Source organism: Rhizobium sp. AG207R (assembly GCF_027109195.1).
Classification (GTDB): domain Bacteria; phylum Pseudomonadota; class Alphaproteobacteria; order Rhizobiales; family Rhizobiaceae; genus Rhizobium; species Rhizobium dioscoreae.
Window position 1 is genome coordinate 444,607 of sequence record NZ_JAEPVT010000006.1, and the last position, 23,705, is coordinate 468,311.

Genomic DNA, 23,705 nt, shown 5'->3' on the forward strand with positions numbered 1-23,705 from the left:
GGACATGCTGGGAAGAACCGCGAATGGCCTCTACTGGATGTTCCGTTACATCGAGCGCGCCGAAAACATAGCCCGTCTCGTCGACGCCGGCCAGCGCATGTCGCTGACCCGCAGCGATGCCGTCGATGACGACTGGGACGGAGTCCTGCAAAGCGCCGGCGTGCGCGAAGCCTACGATGAGGTGCATAACAAACTGACCGGCGCCGACGCGATCGATTATCTGATGCGCGACCGCTCCAATCCGTCGAGCGTCATGTCCTGCATCGAATATGGCCGCAACAATGCCCGCATGGTGCGCACGGCGCTGACCCGCGACACGTGGGAGGCGACCAACGAATGCTGGATCGAGCTGAAGTCGCTGCTCGGCAAGAAGCTGAAGACGGCCGAGCTGCCTGAGACGATCGACGTCATCAAGCAGCGGGCGGGCCTCATCCGCGGCGCCTTCCACGGCTCGATGCTGCGCAACGAACTCTATAATTTCGCCCGCATCGGTACCTTCATCGAGCGCGCCGACAACACGGCACGCATCCTCGATGTCAAATATTACGTGCTGCTACCATCCGTCTCGCATGTCGGCTCCTCGCTCGACAACGCGCAATGGGAATCGATCCTCAGATCAGTCTCCGCGCACCGGGCCTATAAATGGGCCTATGATCCGGAATACAAGCCGGCGAACATTGCCGACTTCCTGATCCTCAATGGGCAGATGCCGCGTTCGCTCGCCTATTGCTATGAGAAGATCGTCAGCAATATCGGCTATCTCAGCGCCGAATATGAAAAAAAGCTGCCGGCGCACGATACCGCGGAAGCCATCCGCAAGTCGCTGCAAAAGCTGACGATCAAGCGCATCATGGATCAGGGCCTGCATGAGTTCCTTGAGGATTTCGTCGCACGCAACAACCAGTTGGGCGCCGAAATTTCCGACGGCTACCGGTTCTACGAATAGGCGGGCGATATCATGAGACTGACGATCAGCCACATCACAGAATATCGCTACGACGAGCCGGCGCAATTCTCGCTGCAGCGACTGCACCTGACGCCGCTGACCGGCGTGGGACAGACGGTCATCGACTGGAAGCTCTCGGTTGAAGGCGCCAAGCCCGAGGTGGAATACGACGACCAGTTCGGCAATCGCGCCACGCTGGTGTCTCTCGATGGACAGCAGGACGCAACGAAGATCATTGCCTCAGGCGAAGTCGAGACGCAGGATCTCAATGGCGTCGTCGGGCTGCATCAGGGCTTCAGCCCGCTCTGGCTTTTCCTGCGGGAATCGCCGCGCACCAAGGCAGGCAGGCTGACCAAGGAGCTGTTGCGCGGCGTTTCAGGCGACAACGAGCTCAGCAGGATGCATGCGCTGATGAAAGCGATCCACGAGACCGTGGAATACAAGCCGGGCACCAGCAATACGGAGACAACGGCGGAGCAGGCACTGGAGGCAAAGAGCGGCGTCTGCCAGGACCACGCCCATATCTTCCTCGCCGGCGCCCGTGCGTTGCAGATCCCTGCCCGTTACGTCTCCGGCTATCTGATGATGGAAGGCAAGAACGAGCAGGCCGCGACCCACGCCTGGGCCGAAGCACACGTTCCCGGCCTCGGCTGGGTCGGCTTCGACCCGGCCAACAACGTCTGCCCCGATGCCCGTTATGTCCGCATCGCGACCGGCCTATGCTATCGGGATGCGGCACCTGTCTCGGGCATGCGCATCGGCACGCCGGGCGAAACCCTTATGGTCAAGGTGACGGTCGCGAGCCAGGGGCAAAGTCAGAGCCAAAGCCAGAGCTGATAGGCAAATTCATTCTGCCGAAAAAACCTCGACATGGCCTTTGCCGCCATAGCGAAGGATTGCATCATCGGCTGTCAGCAGCGGAATACGGTGAAAGCGTGCTGTCGCCACGATAATTCGGTCTGCCGGATCGGCATGGAATTCACCCGGCAGCCGAACGCTGTCCACCGCGATCTGTGGCTCTATGGGAGCTAGCTCCAAACCAGGCAAAGCCAGTGCCGTGGCGAGCCAACGGCCAACGTCATCACCAAGTGCGATACGCCCTTTCTCTGCAAGCATAGCGACTTCCCAAGGAGTGATCGCGGAGACCAAAATGCGACTGCGCGCCGTCGTTTCATCGATAAGCTTACGAGCCCGAGCACTCAGCCTAGGATCGTCGTGCATAGCCCAGATCAGAATATGCGTATCGATGACGATCAACGCGTCGCGTCCCATTCTTCAGCATCGATAGCGGGCAGGAACGGATCGTCATAATGGAGGACAGTACCCTTCATCGCGCCGATAATGCTGGGGCGATCTGTTTTCTCCGACGCAGGAGTCAGCAGAGCGACCGGCTTTCCACGCTTCGTAATGATAATAGGCTCTCCATCATCGCCCATTTGATCGATCAGATGAAGACATTTTGCCTTGAATTCGGCTGCACCGACAGATTTGACAGACATGGACACTATTCCTGTACAGATGTACATAAAACATGGTCATTTCGTGCAAAATAGTCAATGCCGCCTCGAAGTCCCAGTAACGAAAAAGGGGCCGAACCCTCGTCCCGCCCCTTTTTCCAATTCCAGAAGATAAGCCTTTAATGGCTATCGCGATTGTTCGGGATTTCCGAGCCGCGCGGGCCAACGAGGAAGTCGAGGTCGGCGCCGGTGTCTGCCTGCATGACCGACTTGACATAGAGACCGCCGTAACCGCCGGTGAGCGGCTTGACCGGAGAAACCCATGCAGCGCGGCGCTTGGCCAGTTCATCATCCGATACTTCGAGCTGGATGGTGCGGGCGGGAACGTCAACGGCGATGATGTCGCCGTTCTGCACCAGCGCCAGCGGGCCGCCGTCGGCAGCTTCCGGAGCGGTGTGCAGGATGACGGTGCCGTAGGCCGTACCGGACATGCGCGCATCGGAAATGCGGATCATGTCGGTGATGCCCTTCTTCAGCACTTTCGGCGGCAGGCCCATGTTACCGACTTCGGCCATGCCCGGATAACCCTTCGGGCCGCAATACTTCAGCACCATGATACAGTTCTCGTCGATATCGAGATCATCGCGGTTGATACGGGCGTGATAGTCCTCGATGCTTTCGAAGACGACAGCGCGACCCTTGTGCTGCATCAGATGCGGCGATGCAGCCGACGGCTTCAGGACAGCACCCTTCGGCGCAAGATTGCCGCGCAGAACGGCGATACCGCCCGACTGCGTCAGCGCCTTTTCCTTCGGGACGATGACGTCGTCATTGTAGTTGACCACATCCTTGACGCCGGCCCAGATCGTATCGCCGGTCACGGTGATCGCGTCCTTGTGCAGCAGGCCCATCTCGCCAACCGCCTTGATGACGACGGGCAGACCGCCGGCATAGTAGAATTCTTCCATCAGGTGCTTGCCCGACGGCTGCAGGTTGACGATCGTCGGCACTTCGCGGCCGAGACGATCCCAATCATCCAGCGACAGATCGACGCCAACGCGGCCGGCAAGCGCCAAAAGATGCAGAACGGCATTGGTCGAACCGCCGACGGCGCCATTGACACGGATGGCGTTTTCGAAAGCTTCCTTGGTCAGAATGTCTGATGGTTTCAGGTCTTCCTTGACCATGTCGACGATACGACGACCAGAAAGCTGCGAGATGACGCGGCGACGCGCATCGACCGCAGGGATGGCGGCATTGCCGGGCAGCGTCATGCCGAGCGCTTCGGCCATCGATGCCATGGTCGAGGCCGTACCCATGGTCATGCAGCTACCGGCCGAACGGGCCATGCCCTGCTCCGCATCCATGAATTCATCCAGCGACATCTCGCCGGATTTCACCATTTCCGAGAATTGCCAGATCGCCGTGCCGGAACCGACATCCTTGCCGCGCCACTTGCCGTTCAGCATCGGGCCGCCGGAAACGAGGATGACCGGAATATCGACGGAAGCCGCACCCATCAGCAGGCTCGGCGTGGTCTTGTCGCAGCCGCCGAGCAGCACCACACCATCGACCGGATTGCCACGGATCGCTTCTTCCACGTCCATGGCCGCAAGGTTGCGGAACATCATCGCCGTCGGGCGCAGCGTGCTTTCGCCGACGGAGAAGACCGGAAACTCGACCGGGAAGCCGCCCGCTTCGTAGACGCCACGCTTCACGCGCTCTGCGAGATCGCGCAGATGCGCGTTGCAAGGCGTCAGCTCCGACCAGGTGTTACAGATGCCGATGATCGGACGACCGTCGAATGTATCGGCCGGCAGGCCCTGGTTCTTCATCCAGGAGCGATGCATGATCGCATTCTTGCCGGTGCCGCCAAACCAGTCGTAAGAGCGCAGCTTGCGCGGCCATTCAGCTTTCTTTTTCATGTCTCAGTACCCTTTGCGTCGCCCAGACAGCCTCGTTCGCGCCTGGGCTTTAAAATCGATGATCAGGCGAGCGTGTAAGCCGTCTTGACGGTGGTGAAGAATTCGGCGGCATATTTTCCCTGCTCGCGCGGGCCGAAGGACGAGCCCTTGCGGCCTCCGAACGGCACGTGGAAATCGACGCCCGCCGTCGGCAGGTTGACCATCACCATGCCCGCTTCCGCATTGCGCTTGAAATGCGTCGCATGCTTCAGGCTCGTCGTGGCAATGCCCGAGGACAGGCCGAACGGCGTGTCGTTGGCCGTGGCCAGCGCCTCTTCGTAATCCTTCACCCGGATGACGGAAGCGACCGGCCCGAAAATCTCTTCGCGGCTGATGCGCATCTGGTTCGTCGCTTCCGTGAAGAGCGTCGGCTGCAGATAGAAGCCGGGCGTGTCGCGGCTGACGAGCTCGCCGCCGAAGGCAAGCTTGGCGCCTTCCTGTTTACCGATCTCAATATAGTCCGTATCCGTCTTCAGCTGCTTGGCATCGACGACCGGGCCGATATGCGTGCCCGACTTCATGGCATTGTCGACGTTGAGCGTCTTCAGCTTCTCCGTCAGCGCCGCCACGAACCTGTCGTGAATGCCTTCGGTGACGATGAGACGCGACGAAGCCGTGCAGCGCTGGCCGGTCGAGAAGAAGGCAGAATTGGCGGCCGCCTCGACGGCAACCGTCAGATCGGCATCGTCAAGCACCACCATCGGGTTCTTGCCGCCCATCTCAAGCTGATACTTGCGGCCATGCTCGACCGAAGACAGCGCCACGCGCTTGCCGGTGCCGACCGAGCCGGTGAAGGTGATACCGGAAAGAACCGGGCTGTCGAGCATTGCCTGGCCGACGATTGAGCCCTTGCCCATGACCAGGTTCAGCACACCCTTCGGCAGACCGGCGCGGTTCAGGATATCGACGATCGCCCAGGAGCAGCCGGGCACCAGATCGGCCGGCTTGAAGACGATGGTGTTGCCGTAGCAGAGCGCCGGCGCGATCTTCCAGGCGGGAATAGCGATCGGGAAGTTCCAGGGCGTGATGACGCCGATGACGCCGAGCGGCTCGCGCGTGATCTCGACGCCGATGTTCGGACGCACGGAAGGCACCACCTCGCCTGCCAGGCGCAGCGCCTCGCCGGCAAAGAATTCGAAGATCTGCGCGGCACGGATCGTTTCGCCGATCGCCTCGGGCAACGTCTTGCCTTCTTCGCGGGCCAGCAGCGCGCCGAGTTCGTCCTTGCGCGCCAGAATCTCCTCGCCGGCCTTCTTCAGGATCGTGTGGCGCTCCAGAATGCCGGAGCGCGACCAGGCCGGAAAAGCGGCCTTCGCAGCAGCGATCGCATCCGTGACGTCCTGCGCGCTTGCGCTCGCATAGAGGCCGACGACCTCGTTCGTATCCGACGGGTTGATGTTCTCGGTGCCGTTCGTCCCCGTCCACTCCCCGGCGATCAAGTTCTGATGAATGGTCATGGCGTCATGCCTTCCTGGATCGTATTGAAGATGCCCGGCCGATCCCTTGCGGCCGGGCTCGATGCATTACAGCTGGCGAACAGCCACTTCTTCCTCTGCATCGATCGCCAGCGGATTGCGCAGCGGCAGGCCGAATTCACCAACTTCGATTTCGAAGACATCGCCGACTTCCGGCTTGATGCCTTCCGCAAACGAAAGCGTCGCAGTGCCGAACATATGCACATGCACATCGCCTGGAACGCGGAAGATGCCGTATTTGAAGTGGTGATATTCAAGATTCGCGAAGGTATGCGACATGTTCGCTTCGCCGGAGAGGAAAGGCTTCTCGAAAATCACCTTGTCGCCGCGCTTAATGCGGGACGTGCCGCGAATATCTTCCGGCGCCACTCCGATGCGGATTTCCGGGCCGAAACTTGCCGGACGCAGCTTGGAATGGGCGAGATAGAGATAGTTGATCCGCTCGGTGACGTGATCGGAAAATTCGTTCGACAGCGCAAATCCGATACGGAACGGCGTGCCGTCCTTGGCAATGACATAGATACCGGCCATTTCCGGCTCTTCGCCGCCATCGAGCGCGAAGGATGGAGATACGAGTGCCGCACCCGGGGCCGCAGCGCCATAGCCATTGCCCTTGTAGAACCACTCGGGCTGAACGCCCTTCTCGCCCGCCTTCGGCTTGCCACCCTCGATGCCCATCTTGAACATCTTCATGGAGTCGGTCAGCGTCTCCTCAGCGGCTTCCGTCGTCTTCTTGTGCATGGAATCACGCGTCGCGGCAGAGCCGAGATGCGTCAGACCGGTACCGGTCAGGTGCAGGTGCGCAGCGTCCGGATGCGTGATCGGCGGCAGGAAACGGCCCTCTGCATAGGCTTTTTCGAGATCGATCGCCTCGCCGAGACCATGTGCCTCGATCACCGATGCCAGCGACTTGCCGCTATCGGCGGCCTCCATCGCAAGCTTGTAGACGCTACCGCCATTGACGACGACCTTGGCAGCTTCGCCGGATCCGTTGCGGACCGCAACGACGATCTCGCCGTTCGAACCCTTGATCTGCGAGATGAGCATGTCTTTCATCCTTTCCTAACAGACAGAGATTGGATGCAGTTTCCCGTTCCGGCTCTCGGCGAGAGCCGGACTCTGTCATGGATTTGGTTTTTAAAGTCTCGGCTGGCCGCTTAAGCGATCAGCCCTTGTTCTTGTTGTAGACGTCGATGAACACGGCAGCGAGCAGGACCGCACCCTTGATCATCTTCTGGGAGTCCGTCTGGTATCCGAGGATCGACATGCCCTGGTTCAAGACACCCATGATCAAGGCACCGATGACCGCACCCGTTACCTTGCCGACGCCGCCGGAGGCCGAAGCACCGCCGATGAAGCAGGCCGCGATGACGTCAAGTTCGAGGCCGTCGCCGCCCTTTGCGGTTGCCGAATTCAGGCGTGTCGCGATGATGATGCCGGCGATGCTCGCCAGGATGCCCATGTTGATGAAGGTGTAGAAGGTTAGGCGGCGGGTATCGATACCCGAGAGCTTCGTCGCCTTTTCATTGCCGCCCATCGCATAGATGCGGCGACCGATCGTCGTGCGCTGCGTGGCAAAGCTGTAGAGCGCGATCAAAAGCAGCATGAGAACCAGAACGTTCGGCAGGCCTCTGTAGGAAGAGATCTGATAGCCGATGAAGATGGTCGCAGCGGCAACCACCAGATTCTGGGCAAGGAAGAAGCTGAACGGCTCGACATCAATACCGTGCTTCTCGTTAACGGTACGGCGCCGCCATGACAGCAGGAACATGACGATCGGGATGGCGACGGTCAGTAAGATCGACGTCGAGTGGATACCGCCCATATCGGCGAAATCCGGAATGAAGCCCGTCGCAACGATCTGGAATGCCGGCGGGAACGGACCGATGCTGCTGCCGTTACCGGTTGTGTTGATGATCGTGTAGGTCAGGCCACGGAAAACCAGCATGCCTGACAGCGTCACGATGAATGATGGAATGCGGTGGTAGGCAATGAAATACCCATGCCAGGCGCCGACCGCGGCACCCATCAGCAGACAAATGACCGTCGCGAGCGCAAGATTCATATGCATCTGCACAACCAGAACGCCGGCGACCGCCCCGACGAAACCGACGACGGAGCCGACGGAAAGGTCGATATGGCCGGCCACGATGACCAGCAGCATGCCGAGCGCCATGATGACGATGAACGAATTCTGCAGCACGATGTTGGTCAGGTTCTGCGGCCTGAAGAGAACGCCGTTCGTCAAGTACTGAAACAGCAGCATGATGACGACGAGCGCGATCAACATGCCGTATTCGCGGATGTTGTTGCGGATATGGTCGCCGATTGAAACGACGTGGCTGCTTTCCGTGGCTGGGTTGGCCGAACTCATTGATGCTTCTCCCCTGAGCGCATAATAGCGCGCATGATACTCTCCTGGCTTGCCTCTGCCTTCGGCAGTTCGGCAACAATTCGACCCTCGTTCATGACGTAGATGCGGTCGCAGGTACCGAGAAGCTCGGGCATTTCCGATGAAATCATCAGAACACCCTTTCCGTCGGCGGCAAGCTGGTTGATGATGGAATAGATTTCGTATTTGGCGCCGACGTCGATGCCGCGTGTAGGCTCATCGAGGATCAGGACGTCCGGGTCCGAGAACAGCCATTTCGACAGCACCACTTTCTGCTGGTTGCCGCCGGAGAGGTTGCCCGCTTCCTGGAAGACGCCGGCCGAACGGATACGCAGCTTGGAGCGATAGTTCGTCGCCACCTGCAGCTCGCGCACGTCGTCAATGACGGTCGCCTTGGAAACGCCAAGCAGATTGGCAAGCGTCGTGTTGTGCAGGATGCTGTTGGTCAGAACCAAGCCGAGCTGCTTGCGGTCTTCGGTCACATAGGCAAGACCGGCATCGATCGCCTTGCGCACCGTGCTGGTGTCGACCAGCTTGCCGTCCAGGAAGACTTCGCCGCTGATCTTGTGGCCATAGGACTTGCCGAAGACGCTCATGGCGAATTCGGTACGGCCTGCGCCCATCAGGCCGGCAATGCCGACTACCTCGCCCTTGCGCACATTGATGTTGATATTGTGCAGAACCTGGCGATCGCGATGCTGCTGGTGGAAGGCATTCCAGTTCTTCACTTCGAAGATCGTTTCGCCGATCGGCACCGAACGCGGCGGATAGCGGTCGGCAAGCTCGCGCCCGACCATGTTGCGAATGATGATGTCTTCGCTGATCTCTTCTTCGTGACAGTCCAGCGCCTTCACCGTCATGCCGTCGCGCAACACAGTGATCTGGTCGGCCACCTTGCGCACTTCGTTGAGCTTGTGCGTGATGATGATCGAGGTAATGCCTTGCTTGCGGAACTCCATGAGGAGATTGAGCAGCGCATCGGAATCGTTTTCGTTCAGCGATGCCGTCGGCTCGTCGAGAATGAGCAGCTTGACGCTCTTCGACAGGGCCTTGGCGATCTCGACGAGCTGCTGCTTGCCGACGCCGATGTCGGTCACGAGCGTATTCGGAGATTCCTTGAGGCCCACTTTGGAAAGAAGCTGTTTGGTCCGGCTGAAAGTCTCCTGCCAATTGATCATGCCATTGGCGACGACCTCATTGCCCAGGAAAATGTTCTCGGCGATCGACAGAAGCGGAACGAGCGCCAGCTCCTGATGGATGATGATGATGCCGATGTCTTCGGAATCCCTGATCGTCTTGAATTGGCGGACCCCGCCATCGTAGTAGATGTCGCCTTCATAGGTGCCGGCCGGATAAACGCCTGAAAGCACCTTCATCAGGGTGGATTTGCCGGCTCCGTTTTCGCCAACTAAGGCATGGATCTCGCCCTGACGGACTTTCAGATTGACATTTTCCAAGGCGTTCACACCGGGGAACGACTTGGTGATGTTCCGCATTTCGAGAATGGTATTGTCCATTGTCCAAATCCAACGCCGCGACTGAACATAGCAGACCGCGCGATCGTCTTAAATATGAAAGCCAGGGCCCGCCTTTCAGCGAGCCCTGACCGGTCTATTGAAAAATTACTTCAGCTGGTCAGCCTTGTAGTAGCCGCCCTCAACGAGGACCTTCTCGTAGTTGGTCTTGTCGACTGCGACCGGGGTCAGCAGGTAGGACGGAACAACCTTGACACCATTGTCGTAGGTCTTGGTGTCGTTGACTTCAGGCGTCTTGCCTTCCATCAGGGCGTTGACCATGTTGACGGTAACCTTGGCGAGATCACGAGTGTCCTTGAAGATCGTCGAATGCTGTTCGCCGGCAATGATCGACTTGACCGACGGAATTTCGGAGTCCTGACCGGTAACGATCGGAAGCTTCACGCCGCCGGAACCGTAGCCGACGCCCTTGAGCGCGGAGAGGATACCGATCGACAGACCGTCATACGGAGACAGGACGGCATCGACATGAGCGTCGGTGTAGTAAGCCGACAGCAGGTTGTCCATACGGGCCTGGGCCGTTGCCGGGTCCCAACGCAGCGTACCGACCTTGTCCATACCCATCTGGCCGGACTTTACGACCAGCTTGCCGCTGTCGATGTACGGCTTCAGGACCGACATAGCGCCATCATAGAAGAAGAAGGCGTTGTTGTCGTCCGGAGAACCGCCGAACAGCTCGATGTTGAACGGACCCTTGCCATCCTTGAGGCCGAGAGCGTCGACGATCGAGTTTGCCTGCAGGACGCCAACCTTGAAGTTGTCGAAGGTCGCATAATAGTCGACATTCGGGCTGTTGCGGATCAGACGGTCATAGGCGATGACCTTGATGCCGGCATCGTGAGCCTTCTGCAGAACGTCGGACAGCGTGGTGCCGTCGATCGAAGCGATGACGAGGACCTTGTCGCCCTTGGTGACCATGTTCTCGATCTGCGAGAGCTGGTTCGGAATGTCGTCGTCGCCATACTGCAGGTCGGTGCCGTAACCGGCAGCCTGGAGCTGCTTGACGATGTTGTTGCCGTCATCGATCCAGCGAGCCGAAGCCTTGGTCGGCATGGCGATGCCTACCGTGCCCTTGTCCGCCGCGAAGGCAGGTACCACCAGCGTAGCGACGCCGAACGCAGCGCCGGCCATCAATGAGATAATGGATTTCATTACTCTCTCCCTTGTTGATAAATGCGGCGGACAAAAAATGCCCGCCCGAAACTGCGGCAGGTTCCGTAGAAGGAATGATTTACTTCTAATTGTGAGAAACGAAGTAGGTCTCCTCCACGCTCTCACGGTTTATGAGCTGTACCCAGCGCACAATCGGCAAACTCGTACGATTTCGTATAACTGTCAAATAGAATAACTGGCTAAACATATACCAAGTTTGGTATAATGTTAAAAAATAGTACTTTTTTGCCGATGAAGGGGAAAATTGGCCGTTATGGAGAAAATATATAACGATTATGTGAGCGATGGCATTGAGATTCATTCCGACAATTTTCGCGACGATGCGTTGTTGAAAGCCGGTTTGAAGCTCAATCACCTGCGCATGATCGTCACGATCGAGGATCACGGGCAAATTTCTGCGGCCGCTGAGTCCATGAATATGTCACAACCTGCGGCTTCACGCATGCTCTCAGAAATGGAGTCGATTGTCAAAAGCCCGCTTTACGAGCGTGTCGCCAGAGGCGTCGTGTTGACCCCTTTCGGCCTCGCTCTCGCCAAGCGGGCGCGCAAGATCCTACTGGAGCTGCGCGAGGCAGGTCGGGAGCTAGGTGCCTTGCGGACCGGCAAGGGCGGCTCGGTCTTTCTGGGGGCTGTGACCGCGCCGGCGATCAGCCTTGTCGTCCCGGCGATCCAGCGCGTGACACGCACCTATCCCGGCATAGAGATCAATATCGAGGTCGAGAACAGTAATGTGCTCGCGCGCGAGCTGCTCGCCGCCCGCCACGACTTCATTATCAGCCGCATCCCGGATGATCTCGATCCGCGTCTGTTCACCGCCCATGAGATCGGCGTCGAGAAAGCCTGCCTGGTGGTCCGCAATGGGCATCCGCTGCTTGAGAAGGGCGTTGCCGGCCTGCATGATCTGGCCGGTTACGATTGGGTATTCCAGCCTCCGGGCACGTTGCTTCGCCGCAAGGTGGAGGACATCTTCCTTGCCGCAGGCGTGCCCTTGCCGGAAAACGTCGTCAACACTTCGTCTCTGCTTCTGACGCTTGCGGTCGTCTGCAAGACGGATGCGATTGCGCCGATCGCGCTCGACATGGCGCAATTCATCTGCGGGCAGACATCTCAGGCCGGCGAATCCTCTATCCTGCCGATCGATTTCGATATCGACGTCAGGCCCTATAGCCTTATCACCGCGCGCGAACGCGCCATGCCACCGAGCGCACGTCTGCTGCATGACATGATCCTGGAAGAGAGCCGGCATCTCTCGCTGACATAAGTGCAAGCCATAAGCTCCGCGCCAACTTCCACTCCTATGAAGCTTGGCGTGGAGATCACACATGCTGTTCAAGCAATCATTGTTTCAATCCGTGCTCGACCGTCTCGACAGCGAAGAGGACGGCTCAGAAAAGGAAGAGGCCGCGCATCGCGTCCGCGGCCTGAACGTCAGCTTTGCAGCAACGGTTCTGGGCGGCGAGACCCCCGGGGCGCAACGGCCCGATGAAGCCTATCGCGACAATCTTGGCGATCCCGTCATCCTGCCTGAATTGGAACCAAAGCCCGAACCCGCGCCGCAAGAACCGGAGCCGCCGGTCATGCCCGAGCATCTCAGCCGAACGTCACGGGAAGAGGTTGCAGCCGAACTCGCAATCACCTCCGACCTCACACGCGAAACTCTGCAGGAAAAGCGCCGTAACTTCGCCAAGGCCAATCATCCAGACAGCGTCGCCACCCTCTTCCGCGAACAGGCGACGACCCGCATGACACTCGCCAATCAGCTGATCGACGAAGCCATACGCCGCCTCAGGCGGTGATTATTTCTTGTCGTCTGCCGGTTCGTCATCCTCGGCGGGCTCGTCTTGCGTGGGCGCAGCACTGGTCGCTTCGGGTGGTTGTGGTTTGAAATTCAGAAGCAACATCCAGGCCGAATAGGCGCCGAGCGCACCCGACAGCATCGCCCAAAACGGCTGCGAGCCGAGCGTTTCGACGGCTGCCCAGCCAAAGCAGACGGCCACGATGAGGATGCGCACCCAAAGCGGCTTGTAGAGCGGATGGCTGGGATCGATCAGTTGCATGGGTCTCTTTTGCCTATTCAAGAAGACATGTCTTTAGCGCATCATCGGGAAAATTGTGAAGCCGTCCGGATAAAATAAGACTCCTTGAGCGGATTTCGGCTAAGCCGGCATCGAACGGTGATTTTGAGAATTGTGAAGTTCAAGCGGCTTGACGCCGCCATCGGAAAATGGAATGAAAATTCCATAGAGATTTATATTCGGTCCATTTATTCCGAATTCAGGGAGGTAGAAATGACTGTCAGATTTGGTCTGCTCGGTGCAGGACGCATTGGCAAAGTGCATGCGAAGGCCGTCAGCGGCGATGCCAACGCCAAGCTCGTCGCCGTTGCGGATGCGTTTCCCGCGGCTGCGGAAGCTATATCCGCCGCCTATGGCTGCGAAGTCCGCACCATCGAGGCGATCGAGGCCGCCAAGGATATCGATGCCGTCGTCATCTGCACGCCGACCGATACCCACGCCGATCTGATCGAGCGCTTTTCACGTGCCGGCAAGGCCGTCTTCTGCGAAAAGCCGATCGATCTCGACGTCGCACGCGTCAAGGCTTGCATCAAGGTTGTCGAGGAAACCAAGGGCAAGCTGATGGTCGGCTTCAACCGCCGCTTCGACCCGCATTTCATGGCTGTGAAGAAGACGATCGACGAAGGCCGCATCGGCACCGTGGAGATGGTGACGATCACCTCGCGCGATCCGGGCGCCCCGCCTGTCGATTACATCAAGCGCTCCGGCGGCATTTTCCGCGACATGACCATCCACGATTTCGACATGGCCCGCTTCCTGCTCGGCGAAGAACCGGTTGCCGTCACTGCAACTGCCGCCGTTCTGGTTGACAAGGCAATCGGCGAAGCCGGCGATTACGACAGCGTTTCCGTCATTCTTCAGACGGCGTCGGGCAAGCAGGCTGTTATCTCCAACTCGCGCCGGGCCACCTACGGCTACGACCAGCGGATCGAGATCCATGGCTCGAAGGGCTTGGTTTCCGCTGAAAACCAGCGCCCCTTCTCCATCGAAGTCGCCAACGGCGATGGCTACACCCGCCCGCCGCTGCATGATTTCTTCATGACACGCTACACCGAAGCCTATGCCAACGAGATCGCGAGCTTCATCGCCGCTGTCGAAAAGGGCAGCGCCATCACACCATCGGGCGCCGATGGCCTTGCCGCACTGAAGCTGGCGGATGCCGCACTGCAGTCCGTCAAGGAAGGCCGCCTGGTAAAGATCGACTAAGCCGCCTCCATTCCTCAAGGAATGTGATCCTCCCAAAAGTCCGCCGCGATCTCCATTCGCGGCGGACTTTTTCTTTGGCGCGATCTGGAGCTCCCGAGAGGCTTCGATGGAAATCTCTTGCGAATCACATAAGTCTATGCTTATCTGTTGCCATGATAGAGAATGAGATATTCCGGGCTTTGGCCGATCCGACCCGCCGCGCCATCTTCGAGAAGCTGGCGACGGGCGGCATGAATGCCAGTGCCCTGCGCGAAGGTATCGACATCAGCCAGCCGGCAATGTCGCAGCACTTAGCGGTTCTGCGGAGTGCCGGGCTGGTCAGGGAAGAACGACAGGGGCGTTTCGTGAATTACGAGGTCGATCCGGAGGGACTTGCCCTCATCGCCCAGTGGCTGGCGAAATACCGCGCATACTGGCCCACCCGCATCGAAGCTCTCAAGCTGTTGCTGAAGGATATGGATCAATGAACAATCTCAAGATCCCTGAGCGAAAGAACGGCATCGCGCTGGAATACCAGCTCAGCGAACCGCCGCAAAAAGTCTGGCGTGCAATCAGCACCCCTGAGCTTCGCCAAAACTGGCTGCCGCAGGAGGCCTTGGCCAGTCCCGAGTCGATATCAGTCACGCCGGGCAAAGAAGTCAGCTATAGGCTGCGGGACGACACACCGCCCTTCCTCGAAAGCATCGTGACTTTCAAGATATCTTCGAACGCAAACGGCGGCACCTGCCTGCGGATCATCCACGAGCTCGATGACGTTCGGCTTCGTGAGACTGAAAAGGCTGCGGCAAACAATAACAGCCTGACCGTCATGCGCGCCGCCTGACGTTCTGAATAGATCAACAATTTCAATAACATTGGAGTTCGCCGATGCGCGAAGCGATGCAACTCGTTCCTATGGTCGTCGAGCAGTCCAGCAGAGGGGAGCGGTCTTTCGACATCTATTCCCGCCTGCTGCGCGAGAGAATTATCTTCCTGAATGGTGAGGTAAACGACGATGTCTCGGCCCTCGTCTGCGCGCAACTGCTGTTTCTCGAGGCCGAAAATCCCAAGAGACCGATCCATCTCTATATCAATTCGCCCGGCGGTGTCGTGACCAGCGGTCTGGCAATGTACGACACCATGCGTTACATCCGCGCGCCGGTGCATACGCTATGCATGGGAACCGCTCGTTCGATGGGCTCCTTCCTCTTGATGTCGGGCCAGCCGGGTGAGCGCTCCGCGCTTCCAAATGCCAGCATCCATATTCACCAGCCATTGGGCGGTTTCCAGGGACAGGCATCGGACATCTTTATCCACGCGGAAGAAATGAGGCGAACGAAGCATCGCATGACGCGGCTTTACGCCGAGCATTGCGGCCGCTCCTACGAAGAATTCGAACGCGCCATGGACCGCGACCACTTCATGACAGCGGAAGAGGCTCTGGAATGGGGGCTGATCGACCGTATTCTTCAGGTCCGCGAAGATGAACAGCCTTTGGGCCTGACAGATTGATCGGGATGACGACCCTGCGGCCAAGCGCATTGCCAAGCCTTGCGCCGCCCTCACCTCTCAACCCGCCTGATCGCGCAGCTCGACGACCGAGGCTCCCCTCTTCACGATATCATTGTCGATGATCGAAAATGCGCGGTTCAGATGCCCTTCGAAGACGAGCGTCGGCTCGTCGGCGATAACACGCAGCTCCGGCATGCCCTCCATGCGCACGACGTGCGATTCCGCCAAGCCCTCAGTTATGCCCTCGATCAGCAAATCATAGTAGCGTACGCCAGGCCCGGTGATGACAATCGGCATCCGCTCGTGCAGGCTCAGGACGCGCGAAAGGCCGTTGCCGAGCGCCAGGCCGGCCTGGCGAAAGGCCAGCACATTGCGGCGCCCGCCGTGACGCGCGCTCGCGGCGATCTTGTCGAGCTCGGCGATCGGCACGAACTTCGCCGGGATCGTGTCGAGCGGCACGTCAAAGGCCGTCCGCAGCATGGCGTAGAAACCGGCATAGGCCTCGATGCATCCACGCGCGCCACAGCGGCAAAGAGCGCCGCCCGGCACATGCATCATATGCCCGAAATTCGGCGCCGATATATGATGGTCGCCTTCATGTTCCCGGCGCACGATGCCGAGCCCGATACTATGGCCAAGCGATAGCGCCGCCAGCGAGCGGAAATCGCCGCGCGTGCTGATTTCCTCCTGCCGCCCAAGGGCCGCAGCCACAAGCAGGGTTTCGTTGCCGAGAATGATTTGCGCCGACCATTCGTCGCGAAGCACGGCGGCGAAATCGATTTCTTCGCGCCCGAAGATCGGCGACCAGCGCAGCACCGGCGCCGAAGTATCGACAAGCCCCTTGCTGCTGATCGAGATCATCAGCACCTTGTCGCGCGGCAATTGCGAGCGGGTGACAATCCGGTTCAGGGCATCACGCAATCCGGCCACGAAGCGCTCGACACCCGTAGCGTTCTGCTGCCTGTCCTCGGTAAAGCGGTCGATCAGTCGACCGGTATAATCGACGAGCGAATATTGCACGGCATCCGACGAGATGACGACGACGATCAGATAGCCGCAGTCACGCTGCTGCGAAAACAAAACGCGCGGACGCCCGCGGCCGCTGGCCGCCTGCTGCTCGGCCTTTTCAATGATCTGCGCCCGCTCGAGATCGGCCGTGATGACCGATACGGTCGCAGAAGAGAGCCTGGTGAAATCAGAGAGCTCGGTATGGGCGAGCGGGCCGTGCCGGCGCAGCGCCGACAAGACCAAGGCGCTGTTCTTTTGACGGACCAATTCGGTGCTCGATTTGGCCAGCATCGGCAAACTCCCTGCTCATTCAACCCTCCTCCTCCGCAGCCCCTGATAGCTTTTTCGGACGACCGATGAAACCTGGCGGCGCGGGTGTTGACAGCTGAAAAAATCTCTGACACTAAATTTCTCGACTGTCGAGAAAAAAGTCCAAAGCTTTTCTTGTCAGCATTTTCGCCGCGGCCGACGGGAGTTCAGGATACGTGCGGTCGCATTCACTCGGGAGGATCACATGAAAGCTTTCATCAAGCTGGCTGCGGGCGCGGCCATCGTTTTGACCATGCAGACGGCCGCCTTCGCCAAGGATCTCGTCGTCGGCGTTTCCTGGTCGAATTTCCAGGAAGAGCGTTGGAAGACCGATGAAGCAGCCATCAAGAAGGCTCTGGCAGCCGCTGGCGCCAAGTACATTTCCGCCGACGCCCAGTCGTCCGCTTCCAAGCAGCTGACCGATGTCGAGTCGCTGATTTCGCAGGGTGCTAATGCCCTCATCATTCTCGCTCAGGATTCCGATGCCATCGGCCCGGCCGTCGAAAAGGCCGCTGACGAAGGCATTCCGGTCGTCGGTTATGACCGCCTGATCGAAAATCCGGCAGCCTTCTACATCACCTTCGACAACAAGGAAGTGGGCCGCATGCAGGCTCGCGAAGTCCTGAAGGCAAAGCCGGAAGGCAACTACGTCTTCATCAAGGGTTCGTCGTCCGACCCGAACGCCGACTTCCTGTTCTCCGGTCAGATCGAAGTGCTGAAATCCGCCATCGACGCCGGCAAGATCAAGAATGTCGGTGAAGCCTACACGGACGGCTGGCTGCCGCAGAACGCGCAGCGCAACATGGAGCAGTTCCTGACCGCTAACAACAACAAGGTTGATGCGGTCGTCGCCTCCAACGACGGCACCGCCGGTGGCGCTGTCGCAGCACTCGACGCCCAGGGCCTCGCCGGTTCCGTTCCGGTTTCCGGCCAGGATGCCGACAAGGCCGCTCTGAACCGTATCGCGCTCGGCACGCAGACCGTTTCGGTCTGGAAGGACTCTCGCGAACTCGGCAAGCGCGCCGCTGAAATCGCCCTCGCTCTTGCCGGCGGCAAGACCCAGGACCAGATCGAAGGCGTCCAGACCTTCAACGGCGGCCCGAAGCACGTCGCCATGAAGTCGGTCTTCCTGACCCCGATCCCGATCACCAAGGACAACCTGAACGTCGTCATCGACGCAGGCTGGATCTCCAAGGCTGAAGCCTGCCAGGGCGTGAAGGCCGGCAGCGTCGCTGCCTGCAAATAAGCACCGGCTTGACGAGCTGACCCGAAGATAATGCCGACGCCGCAAGGGGCTTTCCATTGCGGCGTCGAATGCGGATGAGAGGCCCGCAACCAAACCCAGAATGGGAATGAAGGCCTCCCGCATGTGTTGCGTCATCGCATATCCGATCGGCTTGCCGGATGGCGGTCGTGGACCCGGGACAACCGGATGGGCGAGCGATGACGTCTATTGTGACCAGCGCGGATACTGCCCAGCGATCAAGAAAGAGCATTCGCGGGCCTGCGCCCAACAAGTGGGAGAACGGCAAAGCGATGGCCGACATGACACATTCCACAACATCGAGTGGTCCGCGCAATGCGGAAGAAGGCGCCATCACGCGCTTCCTGCGTGCAACGGAAATCGATACCCGCCTGCTCGGCATGATCGGCGCTCTGTTGATCATCTGGATCGGCTTCGACGTCTATACCGGCGGCCTTTTCCTGACCCCCAGAAACCTCTGGAACCTTTCCGTTCAGACCTGCGAGATCGCCGTGCTGGCGACGGGCATGGTACTCGTCATCGTCACCCGCAATATCGACCTTTCCGTCGGTTCCATGCTCGGCTTCATCGCCATGATCATGGGCGTCATCCAGGCAAAATACCTGCCCGCCTATCTCGGCTTCGACAGTTCCTGGACCTGGGTCATCACGCTGATCTGCGGCCTTGTCATCGGTACGCTGCTCGGCACCTTCCAAGGCGTCATCATCGCTTTTCTGAATGTCCCCTCCTTCATCGTCACCCTTGGCGGCCTTCTCGCCTGGCGCGGCCTTGCCTGGTACGTCACCAGCGGCCAGACGGTTGCCCCGCTCGACGCCACCTTCCGCATCATGGGAGGCGGCGCCGAAGGTTCGATCGGTGCGACATGGAGCTGGATCCTCGGCGTACTCGCCTGCGTGTTCATCGTTCTCGGCATTATCGGCGGGCGCCATCAGCGCAAGCGCTTCAACTTCCCGCGCCGGCCGCTCTGGGCGGAATATTTCCTCGCCATCCTCGGCTCCGCTCTCGTCCTCGTCACGATCTACGTCTTCAACATCTATTACTGGCCAACCGGCATCGCGAAGAAATACGCGACCGAGCATAACATCCCCTGGCCGGAAACGGGGCTCGATATCCCCTACGGCATCGCCGTGCCCGTGCTGATCGCCGTCGGCATCGGTATCATCATGACCTTCATCGCCACCCGCCTGCGCTTCGGCCGCTACGTCTTCGCGATCGGCGGCAACCCGGAAGCAGCGGAACTCGCCGGCATCAAGACGCGCTGGGTAACGGTGCGCATCTTCGCGCTGATGGGCTTGCTTGCGGCGGTCGCCGCGGCTATCTCCACCGCCCGTCTGAATGCCGCCGCCAATTCGCAAGGGACGACCTACGAACTCTTCACCATCGCCGCAGCCGTCATCGGCGGCACGTCGCTTGCCGGCGGCAGCGGCACCATCGCCGGCGCCATGCTCGGCGCCCTCGTCATGCAGTCGCTGCAATCGGGCATGGGGCTCGCCAATGTCGATACGCCGATCCAGAACGTCGTCGTCGGCGTCGTGCTCGTCATCGCCGTCTGGCTCGACATCGTCTATCGCTCGCGCGCCAAGTAAAAGGAATTCTGAACCATGACGGATCAAACCACTCCGCTTGTGGAAATGAAGAACATTTCCATCTCCTTCGGCGGCATCCACGCGGTCGACAACGCCTCGGTCGATCTCTACCCCGGCGAAGTCGTAGCGCTCCTCGGCCATAACGGCGCCGGCAAGTCGACGCTGATCAAGATCCTCTCGGGCGCCTACAAGCGCGACAGCGGCGATATCCTGATCAACGGCGAGCCTGCCGATATCCGCAGCCCGCGCGACGCCAAGAAATACGGCATCGAGACGATCTACCAGACGCTCGCCGTCGCCGACAATGTCGACGCCGCCGCCAATCTCTATCTCGGCCGCGAGCTGCAGACACGCTGGGGCACGCTCGACGACGTCGCGATGGAAGCCAAGGCCCGCGAAGTCATGGGGCGCCTCAACCCCAACTTCAAGCGCTTCAAGGAGCCGGTGAAGGCGCTGTCCGGCGGCCAGCGCCAGTCGGTCGCGATCGCCCGTGCCATCCTCTTCGATGCCCGTATCCTGATCATGGACGAGCCGACCGCGGCGCTCGGCCCGCAGGAGACGGCGCAGGTCGGCGAGCTCATCAAGCAGCTGAAAAAGGAAGGCATCGGCATCTTCCTGATCAGCCACGACATCCACGACGTCTTCGACCTCGCCGACCGCGTCTCGGTCATGAAGAACGGCCAGGTCGTCGGCCACGCCCGCACCGAAGACGTCACCAAGGACGAAGTGCTGGGCATGATCATCCTCGGCAAGGTGCCGCCAAAGGCCACCCCCGGCCCCGGCGCGATGAAGGAATGAGCCTATACCACCCATGACAGCAAGGCCGCGCGCCCAAAGCCCGCGGCCTCATCTCACCAAAACGTCCGATCTCACGCTTTCCTGAATTTTCCCGATTGAAGCCAAGCGCTTCCTAGGCTAAGAACCAGCCATCGGACAGGCGATTCAAAACCGCCACGGCATGCACCCGTAGCTCAGCTGGATAGAGTGTTGGATTCCGATTCCAAAGGTCACAGGTTCGAATCCTGTCGGGTGCGCCACACTCCACTAGGTCCGTTCTGGACACATAGGTTACGATTTATTCCTGAGACATAGGTAACACTTTTGGACCGAAAGGGTTCGGCAGCGGTTCGAGCCTGCATGTCTCGTCATCGAAGCGCCACCTCCGTAAGCGCATAAATAGATTTATTTCAAACGCCGCCGTTTCCCACGAAGGGACCGAATCTAAGAGCGGCTTGACGAATTCAACTATTCGATAGTAGGGGAAGGCCGCGCAGCCTTTGGCTGCAGGATGACATTGAAACACGCACATGAACATATTCCGGCGGGTGGACGGACAGTAGTACGATGTCTTTCATATCGAATAAATGGCGTGTCTCAGACTTGGATCAATTCGCCATCGAGTGCGATCGCTTAGGGGGGCCAGAGCACCCCGATGCCGTGCGCGCCATGGGCAACTTTTCGCTCACATTCGACACCGAGATTGACATACGTCTCGATCCGTTCTCGGATGCGTATTTTGAACAGCAACTCGCCCTTTATAGCGAGATATCGGGCCGCTCATTCGAACCGGCGAAAGGTGAACTAACGCCGATCGATGCGGTAAAGCATTCTCAGGGTGCAAATCCATTTCTCTCTACCGACGTTTCCGCCATGGCAAGTCATGTGCGGACGATCGCCACTGTCATGACGGTCGCCAATCTGCCAGCCGGCGCTCGCATCCTGGATTTGGGCTGCGGTTGGGGGCTGTCGAGTGAAATCATGGCCTTCTGTGGGGCTACGATTGATGCGGTAGACATCAATCCGCCATTTGTTCAATTGGTCAATTTGCGCGCGGCACCACGCAACTATGATATCAAAGCCCGCCAGGGAGAATTCGATAATCTTCAAGCTCAAGGCACTTATGATCTCATCCTATTTTATGAGTGCCTTCACCATGCGTCCAAGCCCTGGGAACTGATTGAACGCGTAAAGCCATTCTTGTCGAAGACTGGTAAGATTGCCTTTGCAGGAGAACCCATAAACGATCTCTGGTGGCCGCACTGGGGCTTGAGATTGGATCACCTGTCGGTTTATTGCATTCGAAAGTTCGGCTGGTTTGAAAGTGGCTGGTCTGAGGGCTTTATACGAAGCTGCTTCCGTCGCGCCGGACTGGATGTCGTCATTTATCCTCGTATCGGCCTTCGAAACGGACCCATCGGCTATGCCATGCTCCCTGGTGCTCCCGCCAACGCCGAACCAATCCCTCAGGCCGCTGGCTTGAGGCACCTACTGCTGTGGAGGGCCTTAAGTGGCTTGAAGCGGTTCGGACGGAGGCTGCTGAAGTCAAGGTAGGGTGACACGATCCTCGGATATGCATCTCCCCTCCGATGGCAGATAGGTTGGACACCAATACCGAGGTCAGGCATGAACCACTCGCTAGCCCACCCAGCACTCGTTGCTAGCAACCGAGATAGCCATTCCGCGTCGCGGCATATCCACAGACGACCGTTCACATAAAGCCCGGATTTCGTGGCAGATACTGCGTCCAGTCGCCATAGCCGGGCGATGCCATCAGCAGCATCGGAAAGGTGATCCGCATGCCTTGATCGATCGCAAGGCTCAAGGCACCGTCGCATGTGCCCGGCAGGAACGCCGATATCTTCTCGGCACCGCCATTGGCCGCCAGCTTCAGCATGGTCGCAAAGCCATCGCGAAGAAAATCAGGTCGCGTGACCGCGAGGGGACCGATATGCCCATTGGAGCCGATGTAACCATAGCCGACAATATCATTGCCAGCGTAGAGCAGAACCCCCTTGGCTGCAGGATCGTCGAGCAGATAGCGGTGATGTTTCTCCCGCGAGATGCCTAGCGCTCGGGAATCGATTTCGACCAGATTTTGCATCACAGCGGCGCCGTTATCGATCGCGATGGTGCGCAATGGCAGTTCCGGCAAGGTCTGCCTCATCTGCTCGCGCGCCATGCTGAAAAGATAAATCGGCATCTTGGGAAAGAGGCCGTGCCGCATGTATAGGCCCTGCGAGACACGATTGAAGGTGAAAGTGATCAGCGCTTTGTGAGCCGCTCCCGATTTTCGGGCATGCTCCATGGTTCGTTGCAATAGTCCATTGCCGATACCCTGTCCCTGATGGGCGGGATCGACGAACAGCTGGGCGAGGAACCAAACGTTGCCGCAAACCCAACTCCAGGCGAAGCCATGAATTTCCCCGCCATCTTCTGCGATCCATAATCCATCGGGGTCGTCCTTGAGTGAAAACAGCTGAAAGTTGGGAGGGCTTGCCGTCGCCATGGAGCCGAAGCCATGCCGGACGGTAAGATCGTTGATGCTGGCAACCACCAGAGCATCGGTCGCGGCTAAATCGTCCGCGCAAGCAGGTCTGTAAACAAGCGGCATTGGGCAACCCCGCAAATGCTTCCGCGACAAAGCACAAGCCGCAACGCCGGTCATATCGATCACGCACGACCGCCGCCGCTTCGCTTCCGGCACCCTTGGTCCCGATAAGAGAAACCGGAGGCTTGATGCTTCTCCCTCTGGACACTTTCTTCGATCCCGAGACCGCGATAATAACATACGCGTTCTCAGTTTCATCCTGCGGGATGCGCCATTTTCCTAAACTGTTTCGGTGCGAATGCCGAACTCGAACTGCTTGTAGCAGCGGGATGCTCTCCGGCAACCGGCTTCCATCTGAAAACGCAACAAGAGATCCTATGGGGCTAGTCGCACCTCCTGTTACGGTTCGACGTGTTTAACCTAACAGGAGAAAGGGCGATGCTCGAGGAAAATGACGCCGTAACTGATGCACCGATTGGCGCGGACATTTTCGTGT

Annotated in this window: 23 protein-coding genes and 1 tRNA gene; 13 read left to right on the top strand and 11 right to left on the bottom strand. The window is 59.1% G+C overall.

Annotated features, from left to right (window positions below):
- Nucleotides 1–4 precede the first annotated feature (4 nt).
- Complete coding sequence (locus tag JJQ51_RS17270; protein ID WP_113389007.1) at nucleotides 5–946, top strand: alpha-E domain-containing protein; 942 nt, start codon at nucleotides 5–7, stop codon at nucleotides 944–946.
- Nucleotides 947–958: 12 nt separating this feature from the next.
- Nucleotides 959–1,783 carry a transglutaminase family protein gene (locus JJQ51_RS17275; protein ID WP_269244979.1) on the top strand — a complete coding sequence of 275 codons (825 nt, stop codon included), beginning with the start codon at nucleotides 959–961 and terminating at the stop codon, nucleotides 1,781–1,783.
- 9 nt (nucleotides 1,784–1,792) lie between these two features.
- On the opposite strand, the gene JJQ51_RS17280 is transcribed toward JJQ51_RS17275, so the two are convergent.
- The 8 genes from JJQ51_RS17280 to chvE form a co-directional block, all read right to left on the bottom strand.
- Nucleotides 1,793–2,203: a type II toxin-antitoxin system VapC family toxin gene (locus tag JJQ51_RS17280; protein ID WP_269244980.1), complete on the bottom strand. Its 411-nt coding sequence runs from the start codon at nucleotides 2,201–2,203 to the stop codon at nucleotides 1,793–1,795.
- A complete protein-coding gene (locus tag JJQ51_RS17285; protein WP_113332151.1) occupies nucleotides 2,200–2,445 on the bottom strand; it encodes a type II toxin-antitoxin system Phd/YefM family antitoxin in 246 nt (81 codons plus the stop codon). Before JJQ51_RS17285 ends, JJQ51_RS17280 begins: the two co-directional genes overlap by 4 nt.
- A gap of 137 nt (nucleotides 2,446–2,582) precedes the next feature.
- Nucleotides 2,583–4,328, bottom strand: a complete 1,746-nt coding sequence (gene araD, locus JJQ51_RS17290) for an L-arabinonate dehydratase (RefSeq protein WP_113351781.1) — start codon at nucleotides 4,326–4,328, stop codon at nucleotides 2,583–2,585.
- Between the two features lie 62 nt (nucleotides 4,329–4,390).
- The gene (locus JJQ51_RS17295; RefSeq protein WP_113351780.1) at nucleotides 4,391–5,824 is read right to left on the bottom strand and encodes an aldehyde dehydrogenase family protein; all 1,434 of its coding nucleotides are present in this window, start codon (nucleotides 5,822–5,824) and stop codon (nucleotides 4,391–4,393) included.
- Between the two features lie 66 nt (nucleotides 5,825–5,890).
- Entirely contained in the window at nucleotides 5,891–6,889 is a 999-nt protein-coding gene (gene araD1 / locus JJQ51_RS17300) for an AraD1 family protein (RefSeq protein ID WP_113352026.1), read from the bottom strand.
- A gap of 118 nt (nucleotides 6,890–7,007) precedes the next feature.
- Entirely contained in the window at nucleotides 7,008–8,216 is a 1,209-nt protein-coding gene (gene mmsB / locus JJQ51_RS17305) for a multiple monosaccharide ABC transporter permease (RefSeq protein ID WP_113332149.1), read from the bottom strand.
- Nucleotides 8,213–9,751, bottom strand: a complete 1,539-nt coding sequence (mmsA, locus tag JJQ51_RS17310; protein ID WP_113332148.1) for a multiple monosaccharide ABC transporter ATP-binding protein — start codon at nucleotides 9,749–9,751, stop codon at nucleotides 8,213–8,215. The genes mmsB and mmsA overlap by 4 nt, the downstream gene beginning before the upstream one ends.
- Before the next feature lie 105 nt (nucleotides 9,752–9,856).
- A complete protein-coding gene (gene chvE, locus JJQ51_RS17315; protein ID WP_069612777.1) occupies nucleotides 9,857–10,921 on the bottom strand; it encodes a multiple monosaccharide ABC transporter substrate-binding protein in 1,065 nt (354 codons plus the stop codon).
- A gap of 274 nt (nucleotides 10,922–11,195) precedes the next feature.
- On the opposite strand from chvE, the gene JJQ51_RS17320 reads away from it, so the two are divergent.
- Nucleotides 11,196–12,203 carry a LysR family transcriptional regulator gene (locus JJQ51_RS17320; RefSeq protein ID WP_113332147.1) on the top strand — a complete coding sequence of 336 codons (1,008 nt, stop codon included), beginning with the start codon at nucleotides 11,196–11,198 and terminating at the stop codon, nucleotides 12,201–12,203.
- Nucleotides 12,204–12,264: 61 nt separating this feature from the next.
- Nucleotides 12,265–12,738: a hypothetical protein gene (locus tag JJQ51_RS17325; protein WP_113351777.1), complete on the top strand. Its 474-nt coding sequence runs from the start codon at nucleotides 12,265–12,267 to the stop codon at nucleotides 12,736–12,738.
- On the opposite strand, the gene JJQ51_RS17330 is transcribed toward JJQ51_RS17325, so the two are convergent.
- Nucleotides 12,739–12,999: a hypothetical protein gene (locus tag JJQ51_RS17330; RefSeq protein WP_113332145.1), complete on the bottom strand. Its 261-nt coding sequence runs from the start codon at nucleotides 12,997–12,999 to the stop codon at nucleotides 12,739–12,741.
- A 231-nt stretch (nucleotides 13,000–13,230) separates the two neighbouring features.
- Between JJQ51_RS17330 and iolG the strand changes: the two genes are divergently transcribed.
- The 4 genes from iolG (at nucleotide 13,231) to JJQ51_RS17350 (ending at nucleotide 15,714) form a co-directional block, all read left to right on the top strand.
- On the top strand, nucleotides 13,231–14,223 hold the full coding sequence (gene iolG, locus JJQ51_RS17335; RefSeq protein WP_113332303.1) for an inositol 2-dehydrogenase: 993 nt from the start codon (nucleotides 13,231–13,233) through the stop codon (nucleotides 14,221–14,223).
- A 152-nt stretch (nucleotides 14,224–14,375) separates the two neighbouring features.
- The gene (locus JJQ51_RS17340; protein ID WP_113332144.1) at nucleotides 14,376–14,690 is read left to right on the top strand and encodes an ArsR/SmtB family transcription factor; all 315 of its coding nucleotides are present in this window, start codon (nucleotides 14,376–14,378) and stop codon (nucleotides 14,688–14,690) included.
- Nucleotides 14,687–15,046, top strand: a complete 360-nt coding sequence (locus tag JJQ51_RS17345) for an SRPBCC family protein (RefSeq protein WP_113351776.1) — start codon at nucleotides 14,687–14,689, stop codon at nucleotides 15,044–15,046. The genes JJQ51_RS17340 and JJQ51_RS17345 overlap by 4 nt, the downstream gene beginning before the upstream one ends.
- A 44-nt stretch (nucleotides 15,047–15,090) precedes the next feature.
- Nucleotides 15,091–15,714: an ATP-dependent Clp protease proteolytic subunit gene (locus JJQ51_RS17350; protein WP_113351775.1), complete on the top strand. Its 624-nt coding sequence runs from the start codon at nucleotides 15,091–15,093 to the stop codon at nucleotides 15,712–15,714.
- Between the two features lie 57 nt (nucleotides 15,715–15,771).
- Here the strand turns inward: JJQ51_RS17350 and JJQ51_RS17355 are convergent, their stop codons facing one another.
- The gene (locus tag JJQ51_RS17355; protein WP_113351774.1) at nucleotides 15,772–17,013 is read right to left on the bottom strand and encodes an ROK family transcriptional regulator; all 1,242 of its coding nucleotides are present in this window, start codon (nucleotides 17,011–17,013) and stop codon (nucleotides 15,772–15,774) included.
- A gap of 223 nt (nucleotides 17,014–17,236) precedes the next feature.
- Between JJQ51_RS17355 and xylF the strand changes: the two genes are divergently transcribed.
- From xylF to JJQ51_RS17380, 5 genes are all read left to right on the top strand, one after another.
- Complete coding sequence (gene xylF / locus JJQ51_RS17360) at nucleotides 17,237–18,277, top strand: D-xylose ABC transporter substrate-binding protein (RefSeq protein ID WP_113332140.1); 1,041 nt, start codon at nucleotides 17,237–17,239, stop codon at nucleotides 18,275–18,277.
- 290 nt (nucleotides 18,278–18,567) lie between these two features.
- Nucleotides 18,568–19,881 carry a sugar ABC transporter permease gene (locus JJQ51_RS17365; protein WP_113332139.1) on the top strand — a complete coding sequence of 438 codons (1,314 nt, stop codon included), beginning with the start codon at nucleotides 18,568–18,570 and terminating at the stop codon, nucleotides 19,879–19,881.
- A gap of 15 nt (nucleotides 19,882–19,896) precedes the next feature.
- On the top strand, nucleotides 19,897–20,679 hold the full coding sequence (locus JJQ51_RS17370; protein WP_069612788.1) for an ATP-binding cassette domain-containing protein: 783 nt from the start codon (nucleotides 19,897–19,899) through the stop codon (nucleotides 20,677–20,679).
- Nucleotides 20,680–20,841: 162 nt separating this feature from the next.
- Nucleotides 20,842–20,918 (top strand) — tRNA-Arg (locus tag JJQ51_RS17375).
- Nucleotides 20,919–21,261: 343 nt separating this feature from the next.
- A complete protein-coding gene (locus JJQ51_RS17380; RefSeq protein WP_162748784.1) occupies nucleotides 21,262–22,212 on the top strand; it encodes a class I SAM-dependent methyltransferase in 951 nt (316 codons plus the stop codon).
- A 157-nt stretch (nucleotides 22,213–22,369) separates the two neighbouring features.
- Here JJQ51_RS17380 and JJQ51_RS17385 read toward each other — a convergent pair whose 3' ends face one another.
- Nucleotides 22,370–23,272, bottom strand: a complete 903-nt coding sequence (locus tag JJQ51_RS17385; protein ID WP_113351747.1) for a GNAT family N-acetyltransferase — start codon at nucleotides 23,270–23,272, stop codon at nucleotides 22,370–22,372.
- Between the last annotated feature and the right edge of the window lie 433 nt (nucleotides 23,273–23,705).

Coding starts and splice junctions, on each gene's coding strand:
- araD (WP_113351781.1), bottom strand. CDS start 4,328: ATGAAAAAGAAAGCTGAATGGCCGCGCAAGCTGCGCTCTTACGACTGG.
- iolG (WP_113332303.1), top strand. CDS start 13,231: ATGACTGTCAGATTTGGTCTGCTCGGTGCAGGACGCATTGGCAAAGTG.
- JJQ51_RS17365 (WP_113332139.1), top strand. CDS start 18,568: ATGGCCGACATGACACATTCCACAACATCGAGTGGTCCGCGCAATGCG.
- JJQ51_RS17350 (WP_113351775.1), top strand. CDS start 15,091: ATGCGCGAAGCGATGCAACTCGTTCCTATGGTCGTCGAGCAGTCCAGC.
- chvE (WP_069612777.1), bottom strand. CDS start 10,921: ATGAAATCCATTATCTCATTGATGGCCGGCGCTGCGTTCGGCGTCGCT.
- xylF (WP_113332140.1), top strand. CDS start 17,237: ATGAAAGCTTTCATCAAGCTGGCTGCGGGCGCGGCCATCGTTTTGACC.
- mmsB (WP_113332149.1), bottom strand. CDS start 8,216: ATGAGTTCGGCCAACCCAGCCACGGAAAGCAGCCACGTCGTTTCAATC.
- JJQ51_RS17385 (WP_113351747.1), bottom strand. CDS start 23,272: ATGCCGCTTGTTTACAGACCTGCTTGCGCGGACGATTTAGCCGCGACC.
- JJQ51_RS17285 (WP_113332151.1), bottom strand. CDS start 2,445: ATGTCTGTCAAATCTGTCGGTGCAGCCGAATTCAAGGCAAAATGTCTT.
- JJQ51_RS17345 (WP_113351776.1), top strand. CDS start 14,687: ATGAACAATCTCAAGATCCCTGAGCGAAAGAACGGCATCGCGCTGGAA.
- araD1 (WP_113352026.1), bottom strand. CDS start 6,889: ATGCTCATCTCGCAGATCAAGGGTTCGAACGGCGAGATCGTCGTTGCG.
- JJQ51_RS17355 (WP_113351774.1), bottom strand. CDS start 17,013: ATGCTGGCCAAATCGAGCACCGAATTGGTCCGTCAAAAGAACAGCGCC.
- mmsA (WP_113332148.1), bottom strand. CDS start 9,751: ATGGACAATACCATTCTCGAAATGCGGAACATCACCAAGTCGTTCCCC.
- JJQ51_RS17330 (WP_113332145.1), bottom strand. CDS start 12,999: ATGCAACTGATCGATCCCAGCCATCCGCTCTACAAGCCGCTTTGGGTG.
- JJQ51_RS17275 (WP_269244979.1), top strand. CDS start 959: ATGAGACTGACGATCAGCCACATCACAGAATATCGCTACGACGAGCCG.
- JJQ51_RS17270 (WP_113389007.1), top strand. CDS start 5: ATGCTGGGAAGAACCGCGAATGGCCTCTACTGGATGTTCCGTTACATC.
- JJQ51_RS17295 (WP_113351780.1), bottom strand. CDS start 5,824: ATGACCATTCATCAGAACTTGATCGCCGGGGAGTGGACGGGGACGAAC.
- JJQ51_RS17370 (WP_069612788.1), top strand. CDS start 19,897: ATGACGGATCAAACCACTCCGCTTGTGGAAATGAAGAACATTTCCATC.
- JJQ51_RS17320 (WP_113332147.1), top strand. CDS start 11,196: ATGGAGAAAATATATAACGATTATGTGAGCGATGGCATTGAGATTCAT.
- JJQ51_RS17325 (WP_113351777.1), top strand. CDS start 12,265: ATGCTGTTCAAGCAATCATTGTTTCAATCCGTGCTCGACCGTCTCGAC.
- JJQ51_RS17340 (WP_113332144.1), top strand. CDS start 14,376: ATGATAGAGAATGAGATATTCCGGGCTTTGGCCGATCCGACCCGCCGC.